The following is a 22489-nucleotide window of genomic DNA, read 5'->3' on the forward strand; positions in this document are numbered from 1 at the left end:
GCCGGCCGTCTCCGCTTCGGGTCGTGTGCCTTGCGTTGTCACGCCTTGACCGCACCTTCCATGAGTCCGCCGATGATCTGTCGGCCGAACAGGATGAACACGACGATGAGCGGGAGGATGGACATCGCCGTGCCGCTGAAGATGAGCACGTAGTCGGTGCCGTACTTCGCGTTCAGAGAGTTGATCGCCACCTGGACGGTGGGGTTGTCCGGGCTGAGCACGAGCATCGGCCACATGAAGTCGTTCCAGATGAGCATGAACGTGTTGATCCCCAGCACCGCCATGCCCGGCCGTACGGCCGGCAGGACGACGTTCCACCAGATGCGCACGGTGGAGGCACCGTCCACCCGGGCGGCCTCGACGAGCTCGTTGGGCACGGCCTGCTGGGTGTACTGCGTCATGAGGAAGACGCCGAACCCGTTCAGCAGGTACGGCAGGATCACGGCCTTGAGCGAGTTGGTCCACTCGAGGCTGACCATCACCCGGTAGAGGGGGACGATGCCCATCTGCTGCAGCGGGACCATCATCGTCAGCAGGACGAGCAGCAGCAGGACCTTGCCGCCCTTGAAGTTCAGCCGGGCGAACGCGAACCCGGCGAACGTCGAGATGATCACCACCGAGACCGTGACCGTGCTGGCGACGATCAGCGAGTTGGTCAGACCGGTCAGGTAGTGGGCGTCGGGGTTGTTGAGCACCCGCTGGATGTTCTCCCCGAGGTTGCCGCCCGGCAGGAACGGCGGGGGGATGTCGGTGGCGTCGCGGTTGGTGCGCGAGGCGATGACGAGCATCCAGTAGAGCGGGAAGGCCGAGATGATGATCGTGGCGGCCAGCACGATCCTCGTCATCGTGGTGGGGGCCCAGAGACTGGAGACCCCTCCCGGCTTGACCCGGCCGCGGCGGGCGCCGGCGGGCGCGGAGAGAGTCGTCACTTTTTGCCCCCGATCCGGCCGATGAGGAAGAAGTTGATGACCGATCCGATCAGGATGAGCAGGAACAGCAGCCAGGCGGCGGCCGAGGCGTAGCCGTAGTCGAACTCGCGGAAGCCCTGCTCGAAGATGAACATCGAGACGGTCTGGAACTGCCTGTCGGTGCCGCCGTGGACGTTGCCGTTGTAGAACGTCGTCGGCTCGGCGAACAGCGTGAGGCCGCCGATGGTGGAGTTGAGCACCACGAAGATCATGGTCGGCCGGAGCATCGGGACCGTGATCTGCCAGAACTGGCGCCGCCGGGACGCGCCGTCGATCGAGGCGGCCTCGTACAGGTCCTTGGGGATCGTCTGCATGCCGGCGAGGAAGATGATGGCGTTGTAGCCGGTCCACCGCCAGTCGATCATCGTGGAGATGGCGATCCAGGAGGGGATGCGCTCGGTCTTCCAGCTGACCGGGTCGATGCCGAACCAGCTCAGCACCCAGTTGACCAGGCCCCAGTCGCGGCCGTACAGCTGAGTGAAGACGACGGCGACCGCGACGACCGAGGTGACGAGGGGGAGCAGGACGCCGAGGCGGATCGCCAGGCGGCCCCTCATCCGCTTGTTCAGCGCGTTGGCCAGCAGCAGGGCCAGGAGGATCTGCGGCACGGTCGCGATGAGGAACATGGCGAGCGTGTTGACGACCGTCTTCCAGAAGTCGGCGTCGCTCAGCAGCGCGGTGTAGTTGCCCAGACCGGTCCAGTCGACCGTGCCGGTGAGGTCGTAGTCGAAGAAGGAGTAGTAGAGGGTGAAGCCGAGCGGGAAGATCCCGAAGACCAGGAAGAGCAGGTAGTACGGCGAGATGAGGATGTAGGGCGCCGCCTTGAGGTCCAGCCACGAGAGGAAGGCGCGGCCCGATCGGGGCCGGGCGTGCCTCCTCTGCGGCGGCACCGGCATCTGGGTGGATCGCCCGGCGTCGACGTGCAGGCTCATAAGTTACCTTTCGGGTGAAAGCAGGCGACCGGCCCGCCGGCGGGGTGCCGCAGCGGCGGGCCGGTGCTCACTTCACGGGCAGGGTCAGCCCGCGGCCTTCACGGCGTCGTCGACCAGCTTCTGCCAGCCCTGGGCGTACGGCACGGAGCCGTCGTCGATGGCGGAGACGACCGACTCGACCGCGTTCTTCACCTGGGCGTGCTTGACGCCGAGGAAGACCGGCTGGAGCGAGGAGGCCGACTTGGCGAAGATGTCGCCGACCGGCGCGTCGTTGAAGTACTCGTTCTTCGCGCCCTGGACCGCCGGGTCCTGCTGCGCCTGCGTGTTGCTCGGCATGTTGCCGGCGAAGTTGAAGACGCTGACCTCGGCGTCCTTACCGGTCAGGTAGTCGAGGACCTGCGCCGCCTCCTTGGGGTGCTTCGACTGCTTCGGCACGGCGAGCCACGAACCGCCCCAGTTGCCGCCGCCGCCCGGCACCGCCGCGACGTCCCACTTGCCCTTGAACTCCGGTCCGGCCGCGTCGTCGCCGCTGACCACGCCGAGCATCCAGGACGGGCAGCCGAGGGTCGCGAACTGCGACTTCTTCATGCCCGTCTTCCACTCGTCGGTGAAGTTGCGCAGCTTGGCTGTCAGGCCGTCCTGGCTGATCTTCGCCGCGAAGTCGTAGGCGGTCTTGACCGCCGGGTTCTTGTCGATGATCAGGTTGTTGTCCTTGTCGAAGTAGGAGACGTTGCCGTTCTTGGCGGCCTCCTGCACCAGGACCACGTTGTAGAGCGTGTTGGTGCCGTCGACGAACTTGACGTCCTTGAGCTTGGACTGGAACTTCTTGCCGACCGAGACGAAGTCGTCCCAGGTGGGCCAGAGCTTGCTGACCTCGTCGCGGTCGCTCGGCAGGCCCGCCTTCTCGAACAGGTCACGGCGGTAGCACAGGCTCATGCCGCCGATGTCGGTGCCGAGGGCGAAGAGCTTGCCGTCGGCGGTGACGCCGTTCTCCCACTTCCAGGCGGCGAAGTCGCTCTTGCGGTTCTGCAGGCCGGCCTCGCCGAGGTCGGCCCACCACTCGGGGTGCGCCTTGGCGAGGCCCATGCCGCCCTCGTCGATGCCGACGACGTCGCCGGCGCCGGAGCCGGACTGCAGCCACTGGATCATCTGCGGCCAGTAGACCTGCTCGAACTGGTCGGTCAGGTTGTCATACTTGATCTGGATGTCCTTGTGCTCGGCGTTCCACTTGTCGACGGCCTCCTTGTAGCCGAAGTTCTTGCCGCCGCCGAACGTCTGGAGCGTGATGGTGACGGGGCCGGCCGCCGCCGTGGACCCGCCGGACGCGGTGTCGGTGCCCTTGTCGTCGGACTGGCAGGCGGTGGCGCCGAGAGCCAGCGCCGCCACCGCGGCGACCGCGAGCAGCCTGCCGCGGCGCGAGTTTGCAATCATTCCGGACCCCTCTCAGGTGGTATCCCGAATCGTTCGTGGGAGGTGCATCCCAGGCCGGTCCCCGATCTCACGGCCCGCGATCGAAGGTTGTGCTCGGTGCTCCCGCACCGTGTGCTTCGCACTGTTGGGAGCGCTCCCACGAAGGGTCCTCTATGAGCAACGCGGGCGTCAATATGCTGAAACCTAACTGTTACTCCCTCGGTGGTTAGAGTCGCTCAATGGGACATAGTAGGACATACCACGCTTGGGAGCGCTCCCATCACCATATGGGCAGAAATGAATAGCGGACGCCCCGAACCTGTCAGAGCGTCCGCCTATATACGCTGCGTCACCACACCCTGTGACCGCGCCGCGGGATCACCCGCCCGTCCCGAGGGACACTCCGCCGCTCAGCGAGACCCCCGCGCCCGCGGCACCCGCGGCGTCCGCCAGCCGGCAGGCCGGCCCGGAGCAGGCCCGCAGCAGCGCCAGCCGGGCCGAGAGCGCCGCGGTCAGGCCCGGGCCGGCCGTCGCCGCGATGTTGCGCAGCTCCGCCGGGTCGTCCCACAGGTCGTAGAGCTGCCGCTCCCCGGTCTCGTACTCCACGTACGCGTACCGCCCGGTGCGCAGCATCGAGTAGGTGGGCGGCGAGTGCGGCGAGTAGGAGGGGTGGTAGAACTCCACGAGCACGGCGTCGCGCCAGGGGACGTCGTGCCCGCGCAGGAGCGGGACGAGCGAGCGGCCCTCGGCCGTGGGCGGCACCGCGGCCCCGCCCAGCTCGGCGAACGTGGGCGCGAGGTCGACCGTCGACGCGAGCGCGTCGACCACGCCCCCGGGCGGCACGCCCGGCCCGCGCACCACCATCGGCACCCGGATGTCCTCCTCGAAGGGCGTCGTCTTGCCCGGCCGCAGCCGGTGCTGGCCAAGATGGAAGCCGTTGTCGGAGGTGAAGAAGATGTAGGTGTCGTCCATCCGGCCGGCCCGCGTCAGCGCGGCGACCAGGGCGCCCACCATGTCGTCCACCCCGAGCATCGCGCGCAGCCGGTCACGGTGGACCCGGTCGATCCGGCGCGTGTCGGCGGCCGACAGCGGCGTGCGCTCGCTGAGCCAGCCGGGCTCGGCGGACAGGTCGGCCTGGTCGAACGACGCGGTCCTCGGCGCCCGCTCCCCGGCGAAGGCGGCCGCGTGGCGCGGCGCGTGGTGTGCGGGCAGGTGCGGCGCGACCGGAGCGAGGTAGAGGAAGAAGGGCGAGTCTTCCCCGGCGGCGGTATCGGTCGCGAACGCCGTGGCCTTGGCGCTCAGCACGTCCTCCAGGTAGTCCTCGGGGGCGTCGCCGTACTTCCGGATCACGCCGTTCTCGTTGAGCGCGTAGCCGTACTCCTGGTAGAGGCGGGTGACGGGGACGTGCCACTCGTCCCAGCCGGGCGGCACGTACGTGCGCGGCGCGCCCTCGGGGTAGTTGTTGAGGTACTTGCCCATGAGCGCGGTGCGGTAGCCCGCGTCGTGCATCCACGTCCCGAGGGTGGACGCCTCGAGCGGCCGGAACTTCGGGAACCCGCCGGTCGGCGACCGGTTGCTCTCCACCTGGTGGCTGTGCATGTACTGGGAGCGGAGGATGGACGAGCGGGAGGGGCAGCACCAGGGATTGGTGACGTAGAAGTGGGACAGCGTGGTGCCCTGACGCACCAGGAGGTTGGTGATGTTGGGGAAGCGGCTCAGATCCGCCGCGTCCAGGTCGTCGGTGAGGATCAGCACGATGTTGGGCCGTTGAGCCGCGAGCGCGAGCGCGGGCGTGGGGGCGGGCTCGGCGCGGGAGGCGCCGGTGAGCCCGAGGCACAGCAGGAGCGCCGCGGCGAGCCCGGCCCACAGGTTTCTCGATCGTCGTGGTTGGGGCACGGCAGCAATCATTGCCATGCGTTCGCCAGGGGAAACGTACGCGGCGTGACCGCGTGACCGCGCCGCGTCCGTTATGCGGAGGACTCCGGCGAATCCCGCCGCCACGAGTGCGGACCCGCCGGCCGCGGGAGCGCTTCGCCGGGCTGGAGGCCGACTCCAGCCCGGCGATCGCCAATTGCCGGCGAGTGGTCTCCCGGAGGCGATGGTGACCACACGCGACCCGCGTGGTCTCCTTCAGCCTTCGGCAGCGGTGATGCGCGTGACCTCCGCGGCGGTCATGCCCGCGCCGGGTTCCAGTACGCGGGCGGCCGCTATCAGCAGCAGCGCGACGGCGACGGCCCCTGGGTCAGGAACGCCGACGCCGCGGTCGCCGACGTAGCTGGCCCTTCCCCGGCGGGCGCGAAGCGAGGAGGTGGCCCGCGCGCCGTCGGCGGCCGCGCGTGCGGCGCCGCTGAACGTGCCCTCCGCGGCGAACCCTTCGATGGCGGGAACGAGGGCGTCGACGAGGGTCCGGTCGCCGGGTTCCGCCTCGCCGACGCGCTGGATCGCGGCCAGGCCTGCGGCGATCCCCTCCCGCCAGACGGTCACGGGATCGGAGAGGCGCTGCTCGGCCCGCGCGAGTTCCGAGAACATGAGGCCGAACAGCGGGCCGCTGGTGCCGCCGACCTCGTCGAGGAACACCGAGGCCGCCACGGCGAGCGCCGGCTCCTCTGCCGCCTCCCGAGACTTGGGCGCCTCTCGAGGCTTGGGCGCCTCTTGAGACGCGGCGTCCAGCCGCTCGGCGACCCGGCGCAGGCCGTCGCGCAGGTTGTCGCCGAAGTCGCCGTCTCCGGCCCGCCGGTCCATGAGAGTGAGGTCCGCGTGGGCGTCCTCCACGAGGCGGTGGTATTCGCGGATCACTGGTTCCATGCATGTGGCGGTCATCGGGAGAGCACCTCGTCGTGATGGTTCGGAAAGGCGGGGGTGACCGCCGGCGCCCGCCACAGGTCCAGCCAGCCGGGCGCGAGCCGCGTCAAGGTGAGGGAGAACCCCCTCATGTCGAGCGCGGCGACGTACGTCCCCACCAGTGAAGCCGCCAGGCGTACGGCGTTGTCGCCCAGGATCCGCGACACGTGGTCGAAGACCGAATACAGCTCCAGGGCGGTCGTCGACCCGAGCCCGTTCACGACCAGCAGGACCTCGGAGTCGCCGGGCGGCAGGGCGGTCAGCAGGTCGGTCACCATGCGTTCGAGGAGCCGGGGGAGCGGTGGCCGGGTGATGCTGGTGGCGGCTCGTTCTCCATGGATCCCGACGCCGTACTCCAGTTCTCCGGAATCGAGCTCGAACGCGGGTTCCCCCGCCCGCAGGGTGGTGTACGAGCGGGAGGCTACCGCCAGGCTGCGAGACGCGGCGGCGACGCGGGCGCCGAACTCGGCCAGTTCGCCCAGGCCGAGACCGGTGTCGGCGGCGGCGCCCAGGAGCTTCTCCACCACCACGGTGGCCGCGGTGCCCCGGCGCCCGGTCGCGGTGTCGTCCCTGTCGGTCGCGAGGTCGTCGTCGACCAGTACGCGGCGTACGGCGACGCCGTCCTGGCGCAGTCTCTCGGCGGCGATGCCGAAGTTGATCCGGTCTCCGGTGTAGTTCTTCACGATATGCAGGACGCCCTCAGGGCCGGCGGCCGCTCGGCTCGCCTCGTAGACCTGCCGGTTGTGCGGTGAGGCGAAGACCTGGCCGGGTGCGACGGCGTCCAGCATGCCCCGCCCCAGGAACCCCGCGTGGAGTGGTTCGTGCCCGGAGCCTCCGCCGGACACCAGACCGACGCGCCGGCCGGGATGCCGCTGCCGGGCGACGAGATGAAGCGGGTCGTCCCGCATCTCGATCAGGTGGCCGTGGGCCTCGGCGAACCCGGCGCAGGCGGCCTGGACCAGGTCTCGTTCGTCGGAGACGAAGGCGGCGGTCATCGGTGTGCCATCTCCTGAGCGTCGGCGGACGTGGGGTGGCCGGCCTCGCCGGAGCGCAGCCGCGAGGCGCTGACGCCGGAGATGACGGCGATGGCGACGCCGTACAGGGCGACGTAGCTCCAGTGGCCCCCGGCGGCCACGAGCAGCGAGGTGCCGATGAGCGGAGCGAGGCCGCCGCCGAGCGTCGCGCCGAACTGCTGGGTGGCGGACAGGCCGGTGTAGCGCACCCGGACCGGGTAGAGGTTGGCGAACAGCGCGGCCTGCGCGCCGTACATGGCCCCATGCCCGATGCCCAGCCCGAGCGTCATCGCGAGCGTCGTGAGGAAGAAGTCGCCCGTGGAGACGAGCAGGAAGAACGGGGCGGCGAGCACCGCCTGGAACAGCGCTCCGCCGACGTAGACCTTGCGGCGCCCGATGCGGTCGGAGAGGGCGCCGAAGATCGGGAGCGTGAGGCATTCGACGACGCAGGCGATGAGCACGGCCATCAGGATGGGCGTGCGCGGCAGGTTCAGGTGGGTGGTCGCGTACGCGACGGCGACCACGTAGTAGACGTTGTAGAGCCCGCTCTCGGCGATCTTGGCGAGGATCGACAGCACGACCTTCCCGCCGTAGCCGGTCAGGAGCTCCGTGATCGGCAGACGCCGCGTCTCACGGTCGTCGCGCATCTTGAGGAACTCGGGGCTCTCGCTCACCCGCAGGCGGATGTACACGCCGACGGCGATGAGGAGCACGCTGAGCAGGAAGGGCACGCGCCATGCCCACCCGTCGTAGGCGCCCTCCGGCAGCACGGTGGTGAGGAGGGTGACCAGTCCGACGGGCAGGAGGACTCCGGCCGGGGTGCCGATGTGGACCAGCGACGTGTAGAAGCCCTGCCGTCCCCGCGGGCTGTACTCCAGTGCCATCAGCACGCCGCCGCCGTACTCGCCGCCCATGCCCAGGCCCTGGATCAGCCGGATCAGCACCAGCAGGATCGGCGCGGCCACGCCGATGCTCGCGTAGGAGGGGATCAGGCCGATCGCGAACGTGCCGAGGCCCATCATCAGCATGGTGGTGATGAGGACGTTCTTGCGTCCGAGCCGGTCGCCGAAATGGCCGAAGACCAGCCCGCCCAGTGGTCGTGCGATGTAGCCGACGAAGAAGGTGGCGAACGACGCGAGCGTGCCGACCAGCGGGGTGCTCTCCGGGAAGAAGACCTTGTTGAAGACCAGCGCCGCGGTCGTGGAGTAGAGGGTGAAGTCGTAGTACTCGACGGTCGTGCCCAGCGCGCTCGCGGTGACGACTCGTTGAAGGGGTGTTCTCCCGAGGGGGGCGCCGCCCCCCGTGGTCGGGCTTGTCATGAGGTGTTTCTCCTTGGCTCAGGTCAAGGTGAGGCTCTGGTAACGTAATGCATCAGATATTAGATGTACAGATCCCGTAGGAGGACTGGTGGACAAGCTCGACCTGCACGGCATGATCTCGACCGTGGTGACGCCGTTCGACGAGCGTGACCAGGTGGACCTGGACCTGCTCCGCGCGGAGGTCAAGTACCTGCTCGACGCCGGCGTGACCGCGATCTGCGCCTGCGGCAGCACGGGCGAGGGGCAGACCCTCTCGGTGGAGGAGAGCCGGCTCATCTGCGAGACCGTGGTGGATGAGGTGGCGGGCCGCGTCCCGGTGATCGGCGGGGTGATCCAGAACTCCACCGCGCAGGCGATCCGGTACTCGCTGGCTCTCAAGGAAGCCGGAGTCGACGCGCTGCAGATCACGCCGGTGCATTACGTGTTCAAGCCCTCGGCCGAGGAGACGGTCGCCTACTATCGCGAGATCGGCGAGGCCGTGGACCTCCCGATCGTGCTGTACAACGTCGTGCCGTGGGCGCTCGTGCCGGTGGACACGATCGAGAAGCTCGCCGCCGTGCCGCACCTCGTCGCCGTGAAGCAGAGCGGCGGGGACATGCACCTGCTGGCCGACCTGCTCCACCGGGTCCGTGACCGGTTCACCATTCTGGCGGCCCTGGACGACCTGCACTACGCGGCCTTCGTCCTCGGCGCGCACGGCGCACTCGCGGCGATCCCGACGGTGACGCCGCTGCTGAGCGTGGAGCTGTGGGACGCCGTCCAGGCCGGCGACCACGCCCTGGCGCTCGAGTTGCACGAGAGGATCCTGACCGTGTGGCGGGCGATCGACGGGCCCAACCTTCCGGCGACGATCAAGGCGGCACTCGAGCTGCAGGGCCGGGACGGCGGCCGCCCGCGCAGGCCCTTCTCGCCGGCCACCCCGCAGGAGCGGGAGCGCATCCGGGCCGCTCTCGCCGCGGCTAATCTGATCGATTAGACATCACGCTGCACCGATGGAGGAGGCCCTGTGGCCGTGCCCATGTCGAGCCCGTCGAGGCCAAGCCTGAAGGTGGAGTCCATCGCCGACCAGCTTTACCGTTTTCTGTGCGACCGCATCACCAGCGGACACTATCGCCCCGGTCAGAGGCTCGACCCCGGAGCGATAGCCGCCGAGTTCGACGTCTCGCGCACACCGGTCCGCGACGCGCTCGTCCGGCTGGAGCACGACAACCTGATCGAGACGCGACCCCGGTCGGGCACCTTCGTGGCCCGGCCGGACGTCGACGACGTGCACGAGGTGTGCCAGGTGCGCAAGGGCATCGAGTGGCTCGCCACGGGCATCGCCGCCGTGAAGATGTCCGACGCGCAGATCGCGGATCTGCGGGCGGAGGTCGTCGAGGCCCAGGAACAGGCCGAGAAGGGCTCGTACGAGCCGTTCTTCGCCAGCGACACCCGGCTGCACAGGGAGATCGTCGCCGCCACCGGCAACCAGCGTCTCATCGCCATCCGCGCCTCCGTCGATCCGTTCGTGCAGTGGCTGCGCGTCCTCGGCGCGACCGGCACCCACCGCACGGCCGGATCCACGGCCCGCCACCTTCAAATCCTCGACGCCATGGCGGCTCGCGACGTCGCCGCCGCCCAGCAGGCGGCGGCCGTCCATCTCGACGAGGTCGCGGCGTGGACCGCCGCGGACATGGAGTCGCACGTCATCGAGACCTGAGCCGCACTATCGGAATGGAGTTGCCCTGTCTCACGAAACCGGGTCCCACGACACCAGCCCCCAGGTCCTGACCTCCGTTCTCGCCGCGAGCGCCGCGAGCGCCCGCGCCTTCGCCCGGACGACCCCCGAGGAGCGGTCCGGCATGCTCCACGCGGTCGCGGCGGCACTCGACGCCCATGCGGAGGAACTGGTGCCGCTGGCACAGGCCGAAACGCATCTGCCCGAACTCCGGCTGCGGGGTGAGCTGAAGCGCACCAGTTTCCAGGCCCGTCTGCTGGGCGACCGGCTGCGCCAGGGGTCGCTGGCCGATGTGCGGATCGACCATGCCGATCCCGGCTGGCCGATGGGCCCACGTCCGGACATCCGCCGCACGACGGTTCCGCTCGGGCCGGTGCTGGTGTTCGCGGCCGGCAATTTCCCCTTCGCCTTCAGCGTCGCCGGAGGCGACAGCGTCAGCGCCCTGGCCGCGGGCTGCCCCGTGGTGGTCAAGGCGCACCCGGGACACCCGCGACTGTCGCGGCGTACGGCCGAGGTGGTGGCCGCCGCACTGGGGGAGGCCGGGGCGCCCGAGGGGGTCTTCGCCCTGATCGAGGGCGTGGCGTCGGGGGTCGCCGCCGTGCAGGACCCGAGGGTCCGCGCCGTGGCCTTCACCGGCTCCCTTCGCGGTGGCCGCCATCTCTTCGACCTGGCATGCGCCCGCGACGAGCCGATCCCGTTCTACGGCGAACTCGGGAGCACCAATCCCGTGGTGATCACGCCCTCGGCCTGGCGCAGCCGGGCGGAGGAGGTGGCGCGAGGGCTCGCAGCCTCATTCACGCTCGGGTCGGGACAGTTCTGCACCAAGCCGGGCATCGTGCTCGTGCCCGACGCCTCGGCGCTGGTCGCGGCGCTGCCGCCGGTGCACAGCGGGCCGATGCTGACGCCGGGGCTCGCCGACGGGTTCCGCGAATCGCTCGACGAGCTGTCGGGCACCCCTGGTGTCGAGGTGGCCCTGGTCGGCGAACCCCTCGAAGAGGGGATCCCCGCCCCTGTGGTCCTGCGCACGACCGCCGCCACCGTGCTGGCCAACCCGCGGGTGCTCGAACTGGAGTGCTTCGGGCCGTCGACTCTGCTCGTGGAGTACGCGCGGGAGGACGAGGTGTACGAGGTCGTCGGGGCGCTGCGCGGGCAGCTGACGGCCACAGTGCAGGCCGGGCCGGACGACGAGCTGGCGCTGGCGCTGGTGCCCCTGCTCGCCGAGCACGCGGGCCGCGTGCTGTGGAACGACTGGCCGACCGGTGTCACCGTCAGCGACGCCCAGCAGCACGGCGGACCCTACCCGGCCTCGACCGCTCCGGCCACGACGTCGGTGGGAACCGCGGCCGTCGCGCGCTTCCTGCGGCCCGTCGCCTTCCAGAACCTCCCGGACGCCGCCTTGCCCGCGGAACTCCGCGACGGCGCTCCCGGCCCGCGCCTGGTCGACGGGCAGCTGAAGACACCGAGCTGAGGCGCCGCCGCCCGGCGGGGCCCGCCACCTCGGCCGCGGTTTCGCGGCCGAGGTGCGCCCGGGTGGCTAGCCGAAGGTGGCGGGGTCGGGGCCGAGGCGGCGGCCCGCGTCGAGACCGTTGATCGTGGCCATGTCCTCCGGGCTCAGCTCGAAGTCGAAGACCTCGATGTTCTCCTTGATGCGCGACGGCGTCACCGACTTCGGGATGACCACGTTGCCGAGCTGGACGTGCCAGCGCAGCACCACCTGCGCGGCCGTCTTGCCGTACTTCGCGCCGATCTCGGTCAGGACGGGCAGGTCGAGCAGGCCCCTGCCCTGCCCGAGCGGGCTCCACGCCTCGGTGGCGATGCCGCGCTCCGCGTGGAAGCCGCGCAGCTCCCGCTGGGCGAGCTGCGGGTGCAGCTCGATCTGGTTCAGCGTGGGGACCACACCGGTCTCGCCGAGCAGGCGCTCCAGCGTGCCCACCGTGAAGTTGGACACGCCGATCGCCCGCACCCGCCCGTCGGCGTACAGCTTCTCCAGGGCCTTCCAGGTCTCGACATACCTGTCCTGCTTGGGGGCCGGCCAGTGGATCAGATACAGGTCGAGGGTCTCCAGGCCGAGCCGCCGCAGGCTGGCGTCGAAGGCGCGCAGCGCCTCGTCGTAACCGTGCTGGTCGTTCCAGAGCTTGGTGGTGACGAACAGCTCCTCGCGGGGGATGCCCGAGGCGCGCAGGGCGCGGCCGACGCCCTCCTCGTTGTGGTAAAGCCTCGCGGTGTCGATGCTGCGGTAGCCGTACTCCAGGGCCGTCGCCACGGCCTTCTCGGCCTCGTCGTCGGCCACCTGCCACACACCGAAGCCAAGCTGGGGCATCCGCACGTTGTTGTTCAAGGTGATGACATTCATGCCACCCATGCTGCCGTAATGCCCCGAGAAGATCCCTTCGGGGTCTGTTCACCGCGAGTTCCCGCCGCTGTCGTGTTGGGCGGCTAGGGTGAGCGCGTCGTGAACGTTTCTTTACGGGGCGTGGAGAACGAGGGACGGCGCCACGCCGCCGAGCAGGGGCAGGCCGTCGCGTGGGTGGAGTCCCCCCTGCAGCTGCTGTGCGTCGTCGAGGCGCACCACGCGGGGCTCCTCGGGCCCGCCACCACGGTGGTGCCGCGGGCCGGGCTGCCCGCCCTGCGGCTGACCCGCCGCGAGCTCAAGCGGCTCGGGCTGCCCGAGGGGCTGGAGTTCGCCGAGCCGTCCGAGCGGCTTCCCCGGCCGGGCCGCACGTGGGCGGTCGGCGACGCCTTCTCCGGGCGCGTCCAGCTCGCCCTCGTCACCGCCGTCCCCGGCCGTACGGTGCTGGTGGACGACGGGCTGGCCACGATCCGCCTGCTGGAGCTGCTGGTCGCGCGGCGCCCGCTGCTGCGCGCCCGCGGGACCGCTGGCCTCGGCCGCAAGGTGCTCGCCGCGGCCGCCGGGTTGCGCCTGCGCACCCGCAGGCCCACGGTGTTCACCGCCCTCCCGGTGCCCGCCGGCCTCGCCGAGGCGGTGGAGGGCGCGGGCACGCGGCTCGTCCGGCACGACTTCGCCTGGCTGCGCGCCCAGCCCGCCGACCGGCCGCCGCCGGAGCGCACGGTCGTGCTCGGCACCTCGCTCGTACGCAACGGGCTCATCCACCGTGACCGCTACCTGCGCTGGCTGGAGCGGATCGACGAGCCCGTCGCGTACTTCCCCCACCGGCGGGAGGACCCCAGGGACCTCGACCGGGTGCGCCGGATCGCCGGGCTCACCGTGTACGACGCCGGGGCGCCCGCCGAGATGACGCTGCGCGACCTGCGGCCGGACCAGCGGGTGCTGAGCCTGCCGTCCACCGCGGTGACCTCGCTGCGCGTCCTGCTGTCGGCCCGGGGCGTGCCGGTGGAGACCGTGGACGTGCCCGAGGACTGGTGGACGGCCTCGGCCGCCCCTTCGCTGCGCTCCCACCTCCAGCTTTTCGCCCATCAGCCTCATCAGCCGAACCAGCCGCACGAGCCCGCTCAGCCGCCTCAGGCCGGCGAGGTCTCGCAGGAACCCCAGCACGATCCCGGAAAGGTCGCTCCTTGACCCGTCTGCTCGCCGTGGCCGACTCCGACTCGTATCTGAAGTGGGCCGCGGGCCTGCTCGACGCGACTCCGGAGGACTGGGTCACGGATCTGGCCGTCGTCCGCACTCCCATCGCCCCCTCGGCGGCGCAGATCGCCGCCGCGGTGAGCGGCACCCGCGCGGGCGGCGAGGCTCTTCCCCCCGTGCTGCCGGCCCGGCAGCTGAGGCGGGCCGCCGAACGGTTCCGGCCCGACGCCGTGCTGCTGGCCTGCACAGGGCCGGTGGTGGACGCGCTGGCGGCGGAGACGCTGGCCGGGCTGCGGCCCAGGCCGGTGCTGGTGTCGGGGCTGCCCGGCATCTCGGTGCCCGCGACGGAGAAGGCCTGGCTGTTCCGCAGCGGCTGCGACCTGTTCGTCGTGCACAGCGGCCGGGAGGTCGCCGAGTTCTCCGAGATCGGCGCGCGGCTCGGCGGGGGAGGGACGGTGGCGCTGGCCCGCCTGCCCTACCTGGACCTCCTGCCAAGCGAGCCGGGCGCGCACGCCGCCGGGGGCGTACGCGACCGGGTCGTGTTCGCCACCCAGGCCAAGGTGCCGCGCCGCAGGGAGGAGCGGGAGCGGATCCTGCTCGCCCTGGCCGAGCTCGGGCGGGCCAGGCCCGACCTGGACGTGGTGGTCAAGCTGCGGGCCCGCGACGACGAGCGGCAGACGCACAACGAACGGCACCACTACGAGCGGCTGTGGACCGAGATGGAGGCCGAGGGCCGGGTGCCCGCGGGCTCGGTGCGCTTCGCCGCAGGGCCCATGCACGAGCACCTGACCCGCGCCGCCGGGTTCGTCACGGTCAGCTCGACGGCGGCGCTGGAGGCGATCGCCGGGAACGTGCCGCTGCTCGTGCTGTCCGACTTCGGAGTCAGCGCGGAGATGATCAACCTGGTGTTCGAGGGCAGCGGCTGCCTGGGCACGCTCGACGACCTGGCCAAGGCGGACTTCCGGGTCCCGGCCGAGGAGTGGTGCCGGGCCAACTACTTCCACGACTCCTCGGCCAGCGACTGGACCGGCCGCGTCGCCGCCCTGGTCGCGGCGGCCCGCGCGGGGACGCTGGAGCCGGCGCGTTCGCTGCTCGACGGTCCCGAGCACGCGGCGGCCCGCCGCCGCGCCCGGCTGCGCCTGGAGGTGCCGCCCAAGGTCCTGCGGTACGGCTACCGCGCCAAGCGGCGGATGCGCCGCTACCTCAAGGCGTTCTGACGCGCCGGTCACGTCGGCGTCCCGCGAGCGCGGCTCAGCGGGACAGCAGGCGGCGCAGGCGCGACTCGGGGCGGGCCTGCGGGGGCGCCGGGCGCTCGATCAGGCCCAGCGACTCCAGCCTGCGCTTCTTGAAGTAGCGCGCCGGTCCGTGGGCGCCCAGGTAGGCCGCCGCGGTCGCGCGCAGCCCCGGGTGGGCCGTGCTCTGCATGCAGTAGCCCACGGCCGCGACCAGGGCGGCGAGGTCGGCGGCGGGCGGCTCGGTGACCGTGCCGTCGGCCTCGAGCCGGGGCAGCGTGGCGTCCGCGATCGTCACCGGGATGCGGTTGCTGTTCTCGTACGGCGTGAGCCGTTCGAGCACCAGATCGGTGCCGGTGACCGCGACCGGCAGGCCGAACAGCCGCCGCGCGGTCACCAGCGCGGTGGAGAAGCACCCGGCGACCAGCTCGGGACGGTGCGCGGCGAAACACGCCTCGGCGGGCGTCGTCTCGGAGGCGACGAGGAGATCGACGCCCAGCTCCGCGGCGACCGGCCGCAGCTCGCGGGCGTGCCGCCGCCCGGCGGCCGGGTGCGGCTTGAACAGCACGGTCCGGTGGCCGCGCGCCGCCAGGCCGCGCAGCATGCGCTCGTGCAGCCCGGCCTCCTCGGCGGCGGTGACCAGGCCGAGCGCGGACAGGTACTGGCCGAGGATGACCGCCTCGGCGCGGGGAGCCGCCTCGGCCGCCTCCGCCACCCGGCCGGTCACCCGGGTGAACGCCGCGTCCGTCAGGGCCTCGGCCGGCACCCCGTGCTCGGCCAGAAGCAGGGGCGCGAGGCCCGGGACGAGGTCGAGGTGGAGCAGCCGGGTGATCCGGCCGGCGATCTCCTGGGGGAGCGGGTCGCGGGTCGGCCCGTAGCTCATGAGGCCGTCGGAGTAGACGGTGATCGGGCAGTCCTTGACCAGGCCCGCGAGCGTACGCGACGGGGGCACCGCGATCGACTCGAGGACCAGTTCGCCCGGCTCGCCGATCAGGTCGCGCAGCAGGCGGCCGAGCATGGGCGTCTCGATCGATCGGGGCTTCCAGTCCGACGGGTGCAGCGGCGCGATGATCTCGTTCCAGGACAGGACGCGGTCGAACCTGTCGCGCAGCGCGGCGAACCCCGGCGCCTCGTCCAGTGCCGGGGTGACCTCGGGGATCGCCGCGTTGTTCGACACGAGGAGGACCCGGCCGCCGTCGCGGAACCGCCCCTCGTCGATCGCCGCCGCGAGCGTCATCGCGCCGAACAGCGTGGAGGCGTAGAACAGCGTGGAGTCAGGCACGCGGCCCTCCCGGTAGGTACGAGCCGAGCAGGGCGGCCCGCTCGGGCTCCAGCCCGCCGACGGCCTCGGTGAGCGTCTCGTGGGGCAGCCGGGCGAGCGCCGCCCGCGCCCGCTCGTCGAACCGGGCCCGTACGGCCGGGGTGAACCGGCCGGCCAGCTCCACGTGGTGGGCGAGCAGCGCGCACAGGTTGCGGGCCGCCTTGGGCAGATAGGGCGGCTCGGCCTCGTCGAGCACGATGTCGTAGGCGTCGAAGAAGTGGAGCTGCCGCTCGTCGCCGATCTGGGTGAGCGAGGCCGCCACCCCCCGCCGGTAGAACACCCCGGCGAGGGAGACCACGGCGTACGAGCGGGCCAGGCGGTGCAGCCGCCAGATCCACGGGCGGTCCTCGGCGGTGTGCAGCCCGGCGGGGAAGGTCAGCAGGTCGTCCAGCTCACGCCGGTAGATCCCGGCCCAGGCGTAGGGGTAGTCGACCATCGTCTTGACGTCGGCCGGCAGGATGCCGTCGCGCGGGTCCAGCACGACGCCGCGGCGCGGCTGCGGCGCCCGGTGCGTCTCCCGTCTGCGGCCCTCGACCTGGACGTGGTCCACCCGGACGAAGTCGCACCCGAGCCCGTCGATGGCGGCCACGAGGCGGGGCAGGTAGCCGGGCGCGAGCCAGTCGTCGGCGTCGAGGAAGGTGACGTACCGGCCCGCGGCGAGCTTCAGCCCGGCGTTGCGGGCGCCGGCCAGGCCCAGCGGCACCGGATTGCGGACGACCGTGAGCCCCGGCAGGTCGCGCCGGAAGTCCTCCACGACCTCCGGCGTGGCGTCCGCCGAGCCGTCGTCCACGACGACGACCTCGGTCTCGAACTCACGCGTCCGGTTGCGCACCAGCGACGTGAGCGCGTCCCCGAGGTACGCCTCGCCGTCGCGGACGGGCACGACCACGGAGAGAGTGATCATGCGGTGACGCGGCGCAGGCGGGCCCGGGGGGCCTCCTCGCCCGGGTAGACGCGCTTCACGCCGTCGCCGAGTGCGGTCTCGATGATGCGGATGTCGCGGACCAGGTGCTCCAGGCCGGTGGGCTCCAGCGAGGCGGCGTGGTCGGAGCCCCACATCGCGCGGTCGAGGGTGATGTGCCGCTCGACCGTCACCGCGCCCAGCGTCACGGCGGCGAGCGAGATCTGCAGCCCGCGCTCGTGTCCCGAGTAGCCGACCGGCACGCCGTACCGCTGCCGCAGCGTGGTGATCATGCGGAGGTTGGCCTCCTCGGGCGGGAGCGGGTAGGTGGAGGTGGCGTGCATCATCACCAGGCGCTCGGTGCCGAGGATCTCCACCGCCGCGTCGATCTCCTCGATCGTGGACATGCCGGTGGACAGGATGACCGGCTTGCGGGTGGCGGCCAGCGCGCGCAGCAGTTCGTGGTCGGTCACCGAGGCCGAGGCCACCTTGTGCGCGACGACGTCCATGTTCTCCAGGAACTCCACCGACGGCACGTCCCAGGGCGAGGCGAACCAGTCGACGCCGCGCTCCTCGCAGTACTTGGCGATGTGGGCGTACTCGTCCGCGCCGAACTCGGTCCGGATCTTGTACTCCATGTAGGTCATCTCGCCCCACGGCGTCTGCCGGATCTGGTCGCGCTGCTCCAGCGGCACGCAGATCTCCGGGGTCCGCTTCTGGAACTTGACGGCCTGGCAGCCGGCGTCGGCGGCCACGTCGATGAGCTTGCGGGCGATGTCGACGTCGCCGTTGTGGTTGATGCCGATCTCGCCGATCACGTACACGGGCTGGCCGGGGCCGACCAGCGACCTGCCGATCCGCACCGGCCGAGGCTGCCCCAGGTGGCCGAGCGAGGTGAGGGGCACGGCGACCGGCGCGGGGGCGGGGACGGTCTCCAGCGCGGCGGCCGGGCGGGCCGCGAGCACCCGGTCGGACAGCTCGCGCACGGCTCCGGCGCCCCCGGGGGCCGACAGCACGACGCGGGCGGCGGCGCGCACCCGGGGGTGGGCGTCGGGCACCGCCACCGGCCAGCCGACGATCGCCATGCAGGACAGGTCGTTGACGTCATTGCCCACGTACGCCACCCGCTCGGGGGCCAGGTCCTCGGCGGCCAGCCACTCGCGCAGCGCGACGTCCTTGGCGCCGAGGCCCTGCACCACCGGCACGCCGAGCTTGGCGGCGCGGGCGGCGACGACCGGGTTGCGCTCGGTGGACAGCACCAGCACCTTCACGCCCGCCCGGCGCAGCAGCGCGATCCCCATCCCGTCGGAGCGGCTGACCGCGACCATCTCCCGGCCGTCGGAGTCGACGAACGCGCGGTCGTCGGTGTGCACGCCGTCGAAGTCGGTGACGACCGCGTCCACGTCGATCGGCAGCGGCTCGTCCACGAACGGGGCGAGCGCCCTGGCGATCTCCAGGTCCTCGGGGGTGTCGATCTCGACCGCGTGCCGGGTGGGCACCGGCTGGACCGCGACCTTGCCGAAGAAACGGTGGCCGCGCTCGCGCAGGCCCTCCGTACGCATGACGTAGAACGCGCCGGTCTCGCGGAAGTGGGGCTCGCGGTCCTGGCGGCGCGGGCGCACGGCCGGGTCGTGGTTCACCCCGTGGCCGGCGCCGGTCCAGACGAACTCGTAGGTCTCGGTGCCGGAGAAGACCGAGTCGGCCTCTCCGTCCAGCACCTTCGCGACGGCGGCGTCGAGGTCGCGGGGATCGAGGAACGCGCTGGTGCACTGGACGAGCACGACGATCTCGGGCGCCTCGCCGGTGATCTCGGACAGGGCGTGCAGCACGGCGGACTCGCTGGAGGCGGTCGAGCCGCTGAGCTCGGCGGGCCGGCGCACGACCCGGGCGCCGGCGGCCTCGGCCACCTCGGCGATGCGGTCGTGGTCGGTGCTGACGACCACCTCGTCCACCAGTTCGGCGCGCAGACAGGCGTCCACCGCTCGGGCGACGAGCGGGACGCCGCCCACCTTCTCCAGGTTCTTCAGCGGGACGCCCACCGAGCCTCCACGGGCGGGGACGACGGCCAGCACTCGCACGAGTGACTCCTCTACCTGCGACATCGGGGACCCCAGGGAGCCGGGGTGTCCCGAAAACTAGCCAGCAGGTTCTCCAGTTGGGGGTTACTCGGCTGAACGACCAGGGGCGCGGTTCTTAACTTTGGGTGTCGCCGCGCGGGTGGGCGCCGTCGGCGCCGGGATCGTCCGCGGTGCTCGGGGCCAGCGGCAGCGTGATCACGAACCGTACGCCGGGCTCGCCGTCCGTGACGTCCTCGACCCGGATGGAGCCGCCGTGGGCCTCCACGACCTCACGGGCGATGGCCAGGCCGAGGCCCGTGCCGCCCCGGTGGCGGCTGCGCGCCGCGTCGGTGCGGTAGAACCGCTCGAAGATCCGCTCGCGGTCCTCCTCGGAGATCGGCCGGCCGTCGTTGCGCACGCACAGGACGGCCTCCCCCTCGGTGCGCGCGACCCGCACGCAGACCACCGTCAGCGCGTGCCGTTCGGCGTTGTCGAGCAGGTTGGCCACCACCCGGGCGAGGTGGCGGCGCAGGCCCCTGACCATCACCCCGGGGGTGTTGTGGAGGTGGGTCGGCAGCCGTTGCGACCGCCGCTCGATCTCGGTGACGACCAGGTGGGACAGGTCGACCTCCTCCCGGGCGGTCTCGGGGACCGTGGGGATCCGCGCGAGCAGGAGCAGGTCGGCGACGATCGCCTCCAGGCGCTCGGTGTCGCGCAGCGCGGAGCCGACCGCCTCAGCGGTGTCCTCGGGGTGCAGCCGCGCGCTCTCCAGCTGGGCGCGGATCCCCGCGATGGGGGTGAGCAGTTCGTGCGAGGCGTCGGCGGCGAACTGCCGCTGCCGCTGGATCGACGTGTCCAGCCGGGACAGCGCGTCGTTGGCCGCCTGGGCCAGCCGGGAGAACTCGTCGTCGCCGGGCGGCTCGGGCACCCGGCCGCCGGGGTTCTTCTCGCTGATCTCGGCGAGCTCCGACCGGATCGCCTCCACCGGCCGCAGCGCGCGGCCTGTCACCTTGTAGGCCGTCCAGCCCGCCAGCGCGGTGAGCAGCAGGGCCGCCAGGAGCAGCGCCGGCAGCGTGAAGGAGGTGTTGAGGATCGCCGGGGCCGCCCGGCCCGCGTAGACGAGCTCCGAGCCGGGCCCGGGGGAGACGCGCAGCACGGTCACGTAGAGGCAGTCGTGCCCCTCGGGCGAGCAGGCCGTCGTCTGGGTGACCTCGCGGTCGGAGGCCGGGTGTAACGGGCTCAGGCGGGGCAGGTTCTCGGCCGCCGCGCTCTCGGCGACGACCCGGCCGTCCGGTTTGACCACCTCGATCAGGTCGATGCCGTTCCCGCCGGTCGGTATGGGGTCGCGCAGGCGCCCGTCGCGGATCTGCGCGGCGATGTGGGTTGCGGTGTCCAGGCTCCGGTCCCAGATGCGGTCCGCGACCAGGTCGCGTACGAGCACGTGCACCACGATCGCGAGCGGGATCAGCAGGATCGCCGCCGTCCCGGTGGCGAGGAGTGCCAGCCGGGCTCGCAGTGACGGGGAGCGCCTGGGGAGGAGCATTACCCGAGGCTACTGATGGTCATCTTTAGGGAAACTCGCGACACCGAAAAGCTCGCCCCAAAGTTGCCCAAAGTCTCCCAATACCGCAGGCGCAGGCCGTGCTGCCGGGAGGCGGTGGTCACGGGCCGGGGTGCGTCGACTACATGACGTCGGGCCGTGTCATCAGCGGCGACCGCAGATGCAACGTCAGATCGGGGCCGGTCAGGGGCACGATGTTCCACGTCGCCACCGCCGTGCCCGCGTCGGCGTCGACGACCAGCCGGACCCGGTGCGGTGTGGTGATGACGTAGAGGTCGGCGACGAACGTGCCGCCCTGCCAGGCGCCGGCCGCGACGACGGGGCGGCCGAGCGGTGAGCTCTCCCGCCATTCGCCGTGGCCGGCCTCGACGTCGAGGGAGGACCCGAGTCGCAGGAGCCAGCCGCCCTCCACGGGATCGACGGCCACCGTGGTTCCGTCGGGCAGAGCCGAGTCCTCGGCGGAGGCGTCGAGTCTCGCCTTGACGGAACGCTCGGGGGCGGCCGAACCCGGCACCGGCGCGAACGACAGCCGCCGCAGCCGCTCGGCGAGGATCTCGTCGTCCCCGGTGCTTCCCTGGAGCTCAGTGCTCCCCGCCTGGTCCACGCCGGGCAGCAGGCACTCCCAGATCGCGCCGAGTATCGCCTCTCCCTGTATCACGGCGCCGGTCGCGGCGACCACGAGATCGTGCGACGGGACGACCAGGCACAGCTGGCCGAGGGCGCCCTCGCCCCGGTAACCGTGACGTGACATCCAGAACTGGTAGCCGTACCCGCAGAGCGCGTCGGGGTTCTCCGACCAGCCCTCGACCTGCTGGGTGGTGATGTGCCGTCTGGTCGCGAGCTCCACCCATTCGCGCGGGACGAGCCGCCGGTCGCCCCAGAGGCCCCCGCGCAGCAGCAGTTCACCGAAGGCGGCGACGGCCTCGGTCGTGAGGTGCAGTCCGTGGAATCCGAAGGCGGCGCCGCTCGCCACCCGGTCCCATTCGGCGTGGTCGACGCCCATCGGCCGGAAGAGGCGCTCGTCGAGCAGTTCCGGCAGGCCGCGGCCGGTGACCCGTTCCACCATCCGGGCCAGGACGAAGGTGGTCGCGTTGTCGTAGGCGTGCCGCGTTCCCTCCGCCTCGGGAAACGGTACGCGCAGGAAGCCCTTCACCAGGTCGCCCGGTTCGAGGCGCCAGGCCTCGTCGAGGCTGTCGGTACGGTGCCCGGTCGACATGGACAGCAGGTGGTGGACGGTGAGGCGGCGTCCCTGGTCGGAGATGCCGGCCGGGACGTGCTCGGGCAGCACGTCCACCACCCGGTCGTCCAGCGCGAGCAGCCCGTCGGCGATCGCGAGCCCCACGGCGATCGAGGTGAACGACTTGGTCAGCGAGTAGAGAAGGTGCGGGCGTCCGGCCGAGTACGGCGCCCACCAGCCTTCGGCGACGACGTGACCGTGGCGTACGACCATCAGGGAATGACACTCGACGGATCGAGCGTCGAGCCGGTCCAGCAGCGCGGCGATCGAACGGGACGACATCCCCGAGGCGGCCGGTGCCGAGCGCGGCAGGAGGCGCTGAGAAGGCATCCGGACACGCTAACGAAACCGCACAAGCCCGCTCAATCGAGTTTCGTGTGGGGGGTGGTGGCGGGGTGGCGCGGGGGGTGGTGGGTGGGGGGTGGCTGCGCGGGGT

At 71.7% G+C, this 22489-nt stretch carries 18 protein-coding genes; 5 read left to right on the plus strand and 13 right to left on the minus strand.

Annotated features, from left to right (window positions below; genetic code table 11):
- Window positions 1-38: 38 nt before the first annotated feature.
- The 7 genes from ABZ857_RS31055 to ABZ857_RS31085 all read right to left on the minus strand — a co-directional run bounded on the left by ABZ857_RS31055 (window position 39) and on the right by ABZ857_RS31085 (window position 8483).
- Entirely contained in the window at window positions 39-929 is an 891-nt protein-coding gene (locus ABZ857_RS31055; RefSeq protein ID WP_357049827.1) for a carbohydrate ABC transporter permease, read from the minus strand.
- Window positions 926-1900, minus strand: coding sequence for a sugar ABC transporter permease (locus ABZ857_RS31060; RefSeq protein WP_357049830.1), 975 nt, complete (start codon window positions 1898-1900; stop codon window positions 926-928). The genes ABZ857_RS31055 and ABZ857_RS31060 overlap by 4 nt, the downstream gene beginning before the upstream one ends.
- Before the next feature lie 84 nt (window positions 1901-1984).
- Window positions 1985-3331: an ABC transporter substrate-binding protein gene (locus tag ABZ857_RS31065; protein WP_357049833.1), complete on the minus strand. Its 1347-nt coding sequence runs from the start codon at window positions 3329-3331 to the stop codon at window positions 1985-1987.
- A gap of 357 nt (window positions 3332-3688) precedes the next feature.
- Window positions 3689-5206, minus strand: coding sequence for a sulfatase (locus ABZ857_RS31070; RefSeq protein ID WP_357049836.1), 1518 nt, complete (start codon window positions 5204-5206; stop codon window positions 3689-3691).
- Window positions 5207-5440: 234 nt separating this feature from the next.
- Complete coding sequence (locus ABZ857_RS31075; RefSeq protein WP_357049839.1) at window positions 5441-6130, minus strand: DAK2 domain-containing protein; 690 nt, start codon at window positions 6128-6130, stop codon at window positions 5441-5443.
- Window positions 6127-7146 (minus strand): dihydroxyacetone kinase subunit DhaK, encoded by a 1020-nt coding sequence (locus tag ABZ857_RS31080; protein WP_357049842.1) that lies wholly within the window; start codon window positions 7144-7146, stop codon window positions 6127-6129. The genes ABZ857_RS31075 and ABZ857_RS31080 overlap by 4 nt, the downstream gene beginning before the upstream one ends.
- A complete protein-coding gene (locus ABZ857_RS31085; RefSeq protein WP_357049845.1) occupies window positions 7143-8483 on the minus strand; it encodes an MFS transporter in 1341 nt (446 codons plus the stop codon). The genes ABZ857_RS31080 and ABZ857_RS31085 overlap by 4 nt, the downstream gene beginning before the upstream one ends.
- A gap of 88 nt (window positions 8484-8571) precedes the next feature.
- Here ABZ857_RS31085 and ABZ857_RS31090 point away from each other — a divergent pair, with 88 nt between their 5' ends.
- The 3 genes from ABZ857_RS31090 (at window position 8572) to ABZ857_RS31100 (ending at window position 11668) form a co-directional block, all read left to right on the plus strand.
- The gene (locus ABZ857_RS31090) at window positions 8572-9459 is read left to right on the plus strand and encodes a dihydrodipicolinate synthase family protein (protein ID WP_357049848.1); all 888 of its coding nucleotides are present in this window, start codon (window positions 8572-8574) and stop codon (window positions 9457-9459) included.
- A 30-nt stretch (window positions 9460-9489) separates the two neighbouring features.
- Complete coding sequence (locus ABZ857_RS31095; protein ID WP_357049851.1) at window positions 9490-10182, plus strand: GntR family transcriptional regulator; 693 nt, start codon at window positions 9490-9492, stop codon at window positions 10180-10182.
- A 67-nt stretch (window positions 10183-10249) separates the two neighbouring features.
- Complete coding sequence (locus ABZ857_RS31100) at window positions 10250-11668, plus strand: aldehyde dehydrogenase (NADP(+)) (RefSeq protein WP_357049887.1); 1419 nt, start codon at window positions 10250-10252, stop codon at window positions 11666-11668.
- Window positions 11669-11734: 66 nt separating this feature from the next.
- On the opposite strand, the gene ABZ857_RS31105 is transcribed toward ABZ857_RS31100, so the two are convergent.
- Entirely contained in the window at window positions 11735-12553 is an 819-nt protein-coding gene (locus tag ABZ857_RS31105) for an aldo/keto reductase (RefSeq protein ID WP_357049854.1), read from the minus strand.
- Window positions 12554-12652: 99 nt separating this feature from the next.
- Between ABZ857_RS31105 and ABZ857_RS31110 the strand changes: the two genes are divergently transcribed.
- Window positions 12653-13738 carry a hypothetical protein gene (locus ABZ857_RS31110; RefSeq protein ID WP_357049857.1) on the plus strand — a complete coding sequence of 362 codons (1086 nt, stop codon included), beginning with the start codon at window positions 12653-12655 and terminating at the stop codon, window positions 13736-13738.
- The gene (locus tag ABZ857_RS31115) at window positions 13735-14961 is read left to right on the plus strand and encodes a DUF6716 putative glycosyltransferase (protein ID WP_357049860.1); all 1227 of its coding nucleotides are present in this window, start codon (window positions 13735-13737) and stop codon (window positions 14959-14961) included. Before ABZ857_RS31110 ends, ABZ857_RS31115 begins: the two co-directional genes overlap by 4 nt.
- A gap of 34 nt (window positions 14962-14995) precedes the next feature.
- On the opposite strand, the gene ABZ857_RS31120 is transcribed toward ABZ857_RS31115, so the two are convergent.
- The 5 genes from ABZ857_RS31120 to ABZ857_RS31140 all read right to left on the minus strand — a co-directional run bounded on the left by ABZ857_RS31120 (window position 14996) and on the right by ABZ857_RS31140 (window position 22383).
- On the minus strand, window positions 14996-16258 hold the full coding sequence (locus ABZ857_RS31120; RefSeq protein ID WP_357049863.1) for a polysialyltransferase family glycosyltransferase: 1263 nt from the start codon (window positions 16256-16258) through the stop codon (window positions 14996-14998).
- Entirely contained in the window at window positions 16251-17201 is a 951-nt protein-coding gene (locus tag ABZ857_RS31125; RefSeq protein ID WP_357049866.1) for a glycosyltransferase family 2 protein, read from the minus strand. Before ABZ857_RS31125 ends, ABZ857_RS31120 begins: the two co-directional genes overlap by 8 nt.
- The gene (locus ABZ857_RS31130) at window positions 17198-19276 is read right to left on the minus strand and encodes an N-acetylneuraminate synthase family protein (RefSeq protein ID WP_357049869.1); all 2079 of its coding nucleotides are present in this window, start codon (window positions 19274-19276) and stop codon (window positions 17198-17200) included. Before ABZ857_RS31130 ends, ABZ857_RS31125 begins: the two co-directional genes overlap by 4 nt.
- A 115-nt stretch (window positions 19277-19391) precedes the next feature.
- On the minus strand, window positions 19392-20798 hold the full coding sequence (locus tag ABZ857_RS31135; protein ID WP_357049872.1) for a HAMP domain-containing sensor histidine kinase: 1407 nt from the start codon (window positions 20796-20798) through the stop codon (window positions 19392-19394).
- A gap of 139 nt (window positions 20799-20937) precedes the next feature.
- Window positions 20938-22383 (minus strand): serine hydrolase, encoded by a 1446-nt coding sequence (locus ABZ857_RS31140; protein ID WP_357049875.1) that lies wholly within the window; start codon window positions 22381-22383, stop codon window positions 20938-20940.
- Between the last annotated feature and the right edge of the window lie 106 nt (window positions 22384-22489).

Source organism: Microbispora sp. NPDC046933 (assembly GCF_040644635.1).
In the GTDB taxonomy this organism is placed as follows: domain Bacteria; phylum Actinomycetota; class Actinomycetes; order Streptosporangiales; family Streptosporangiaceae; genus Microbispora.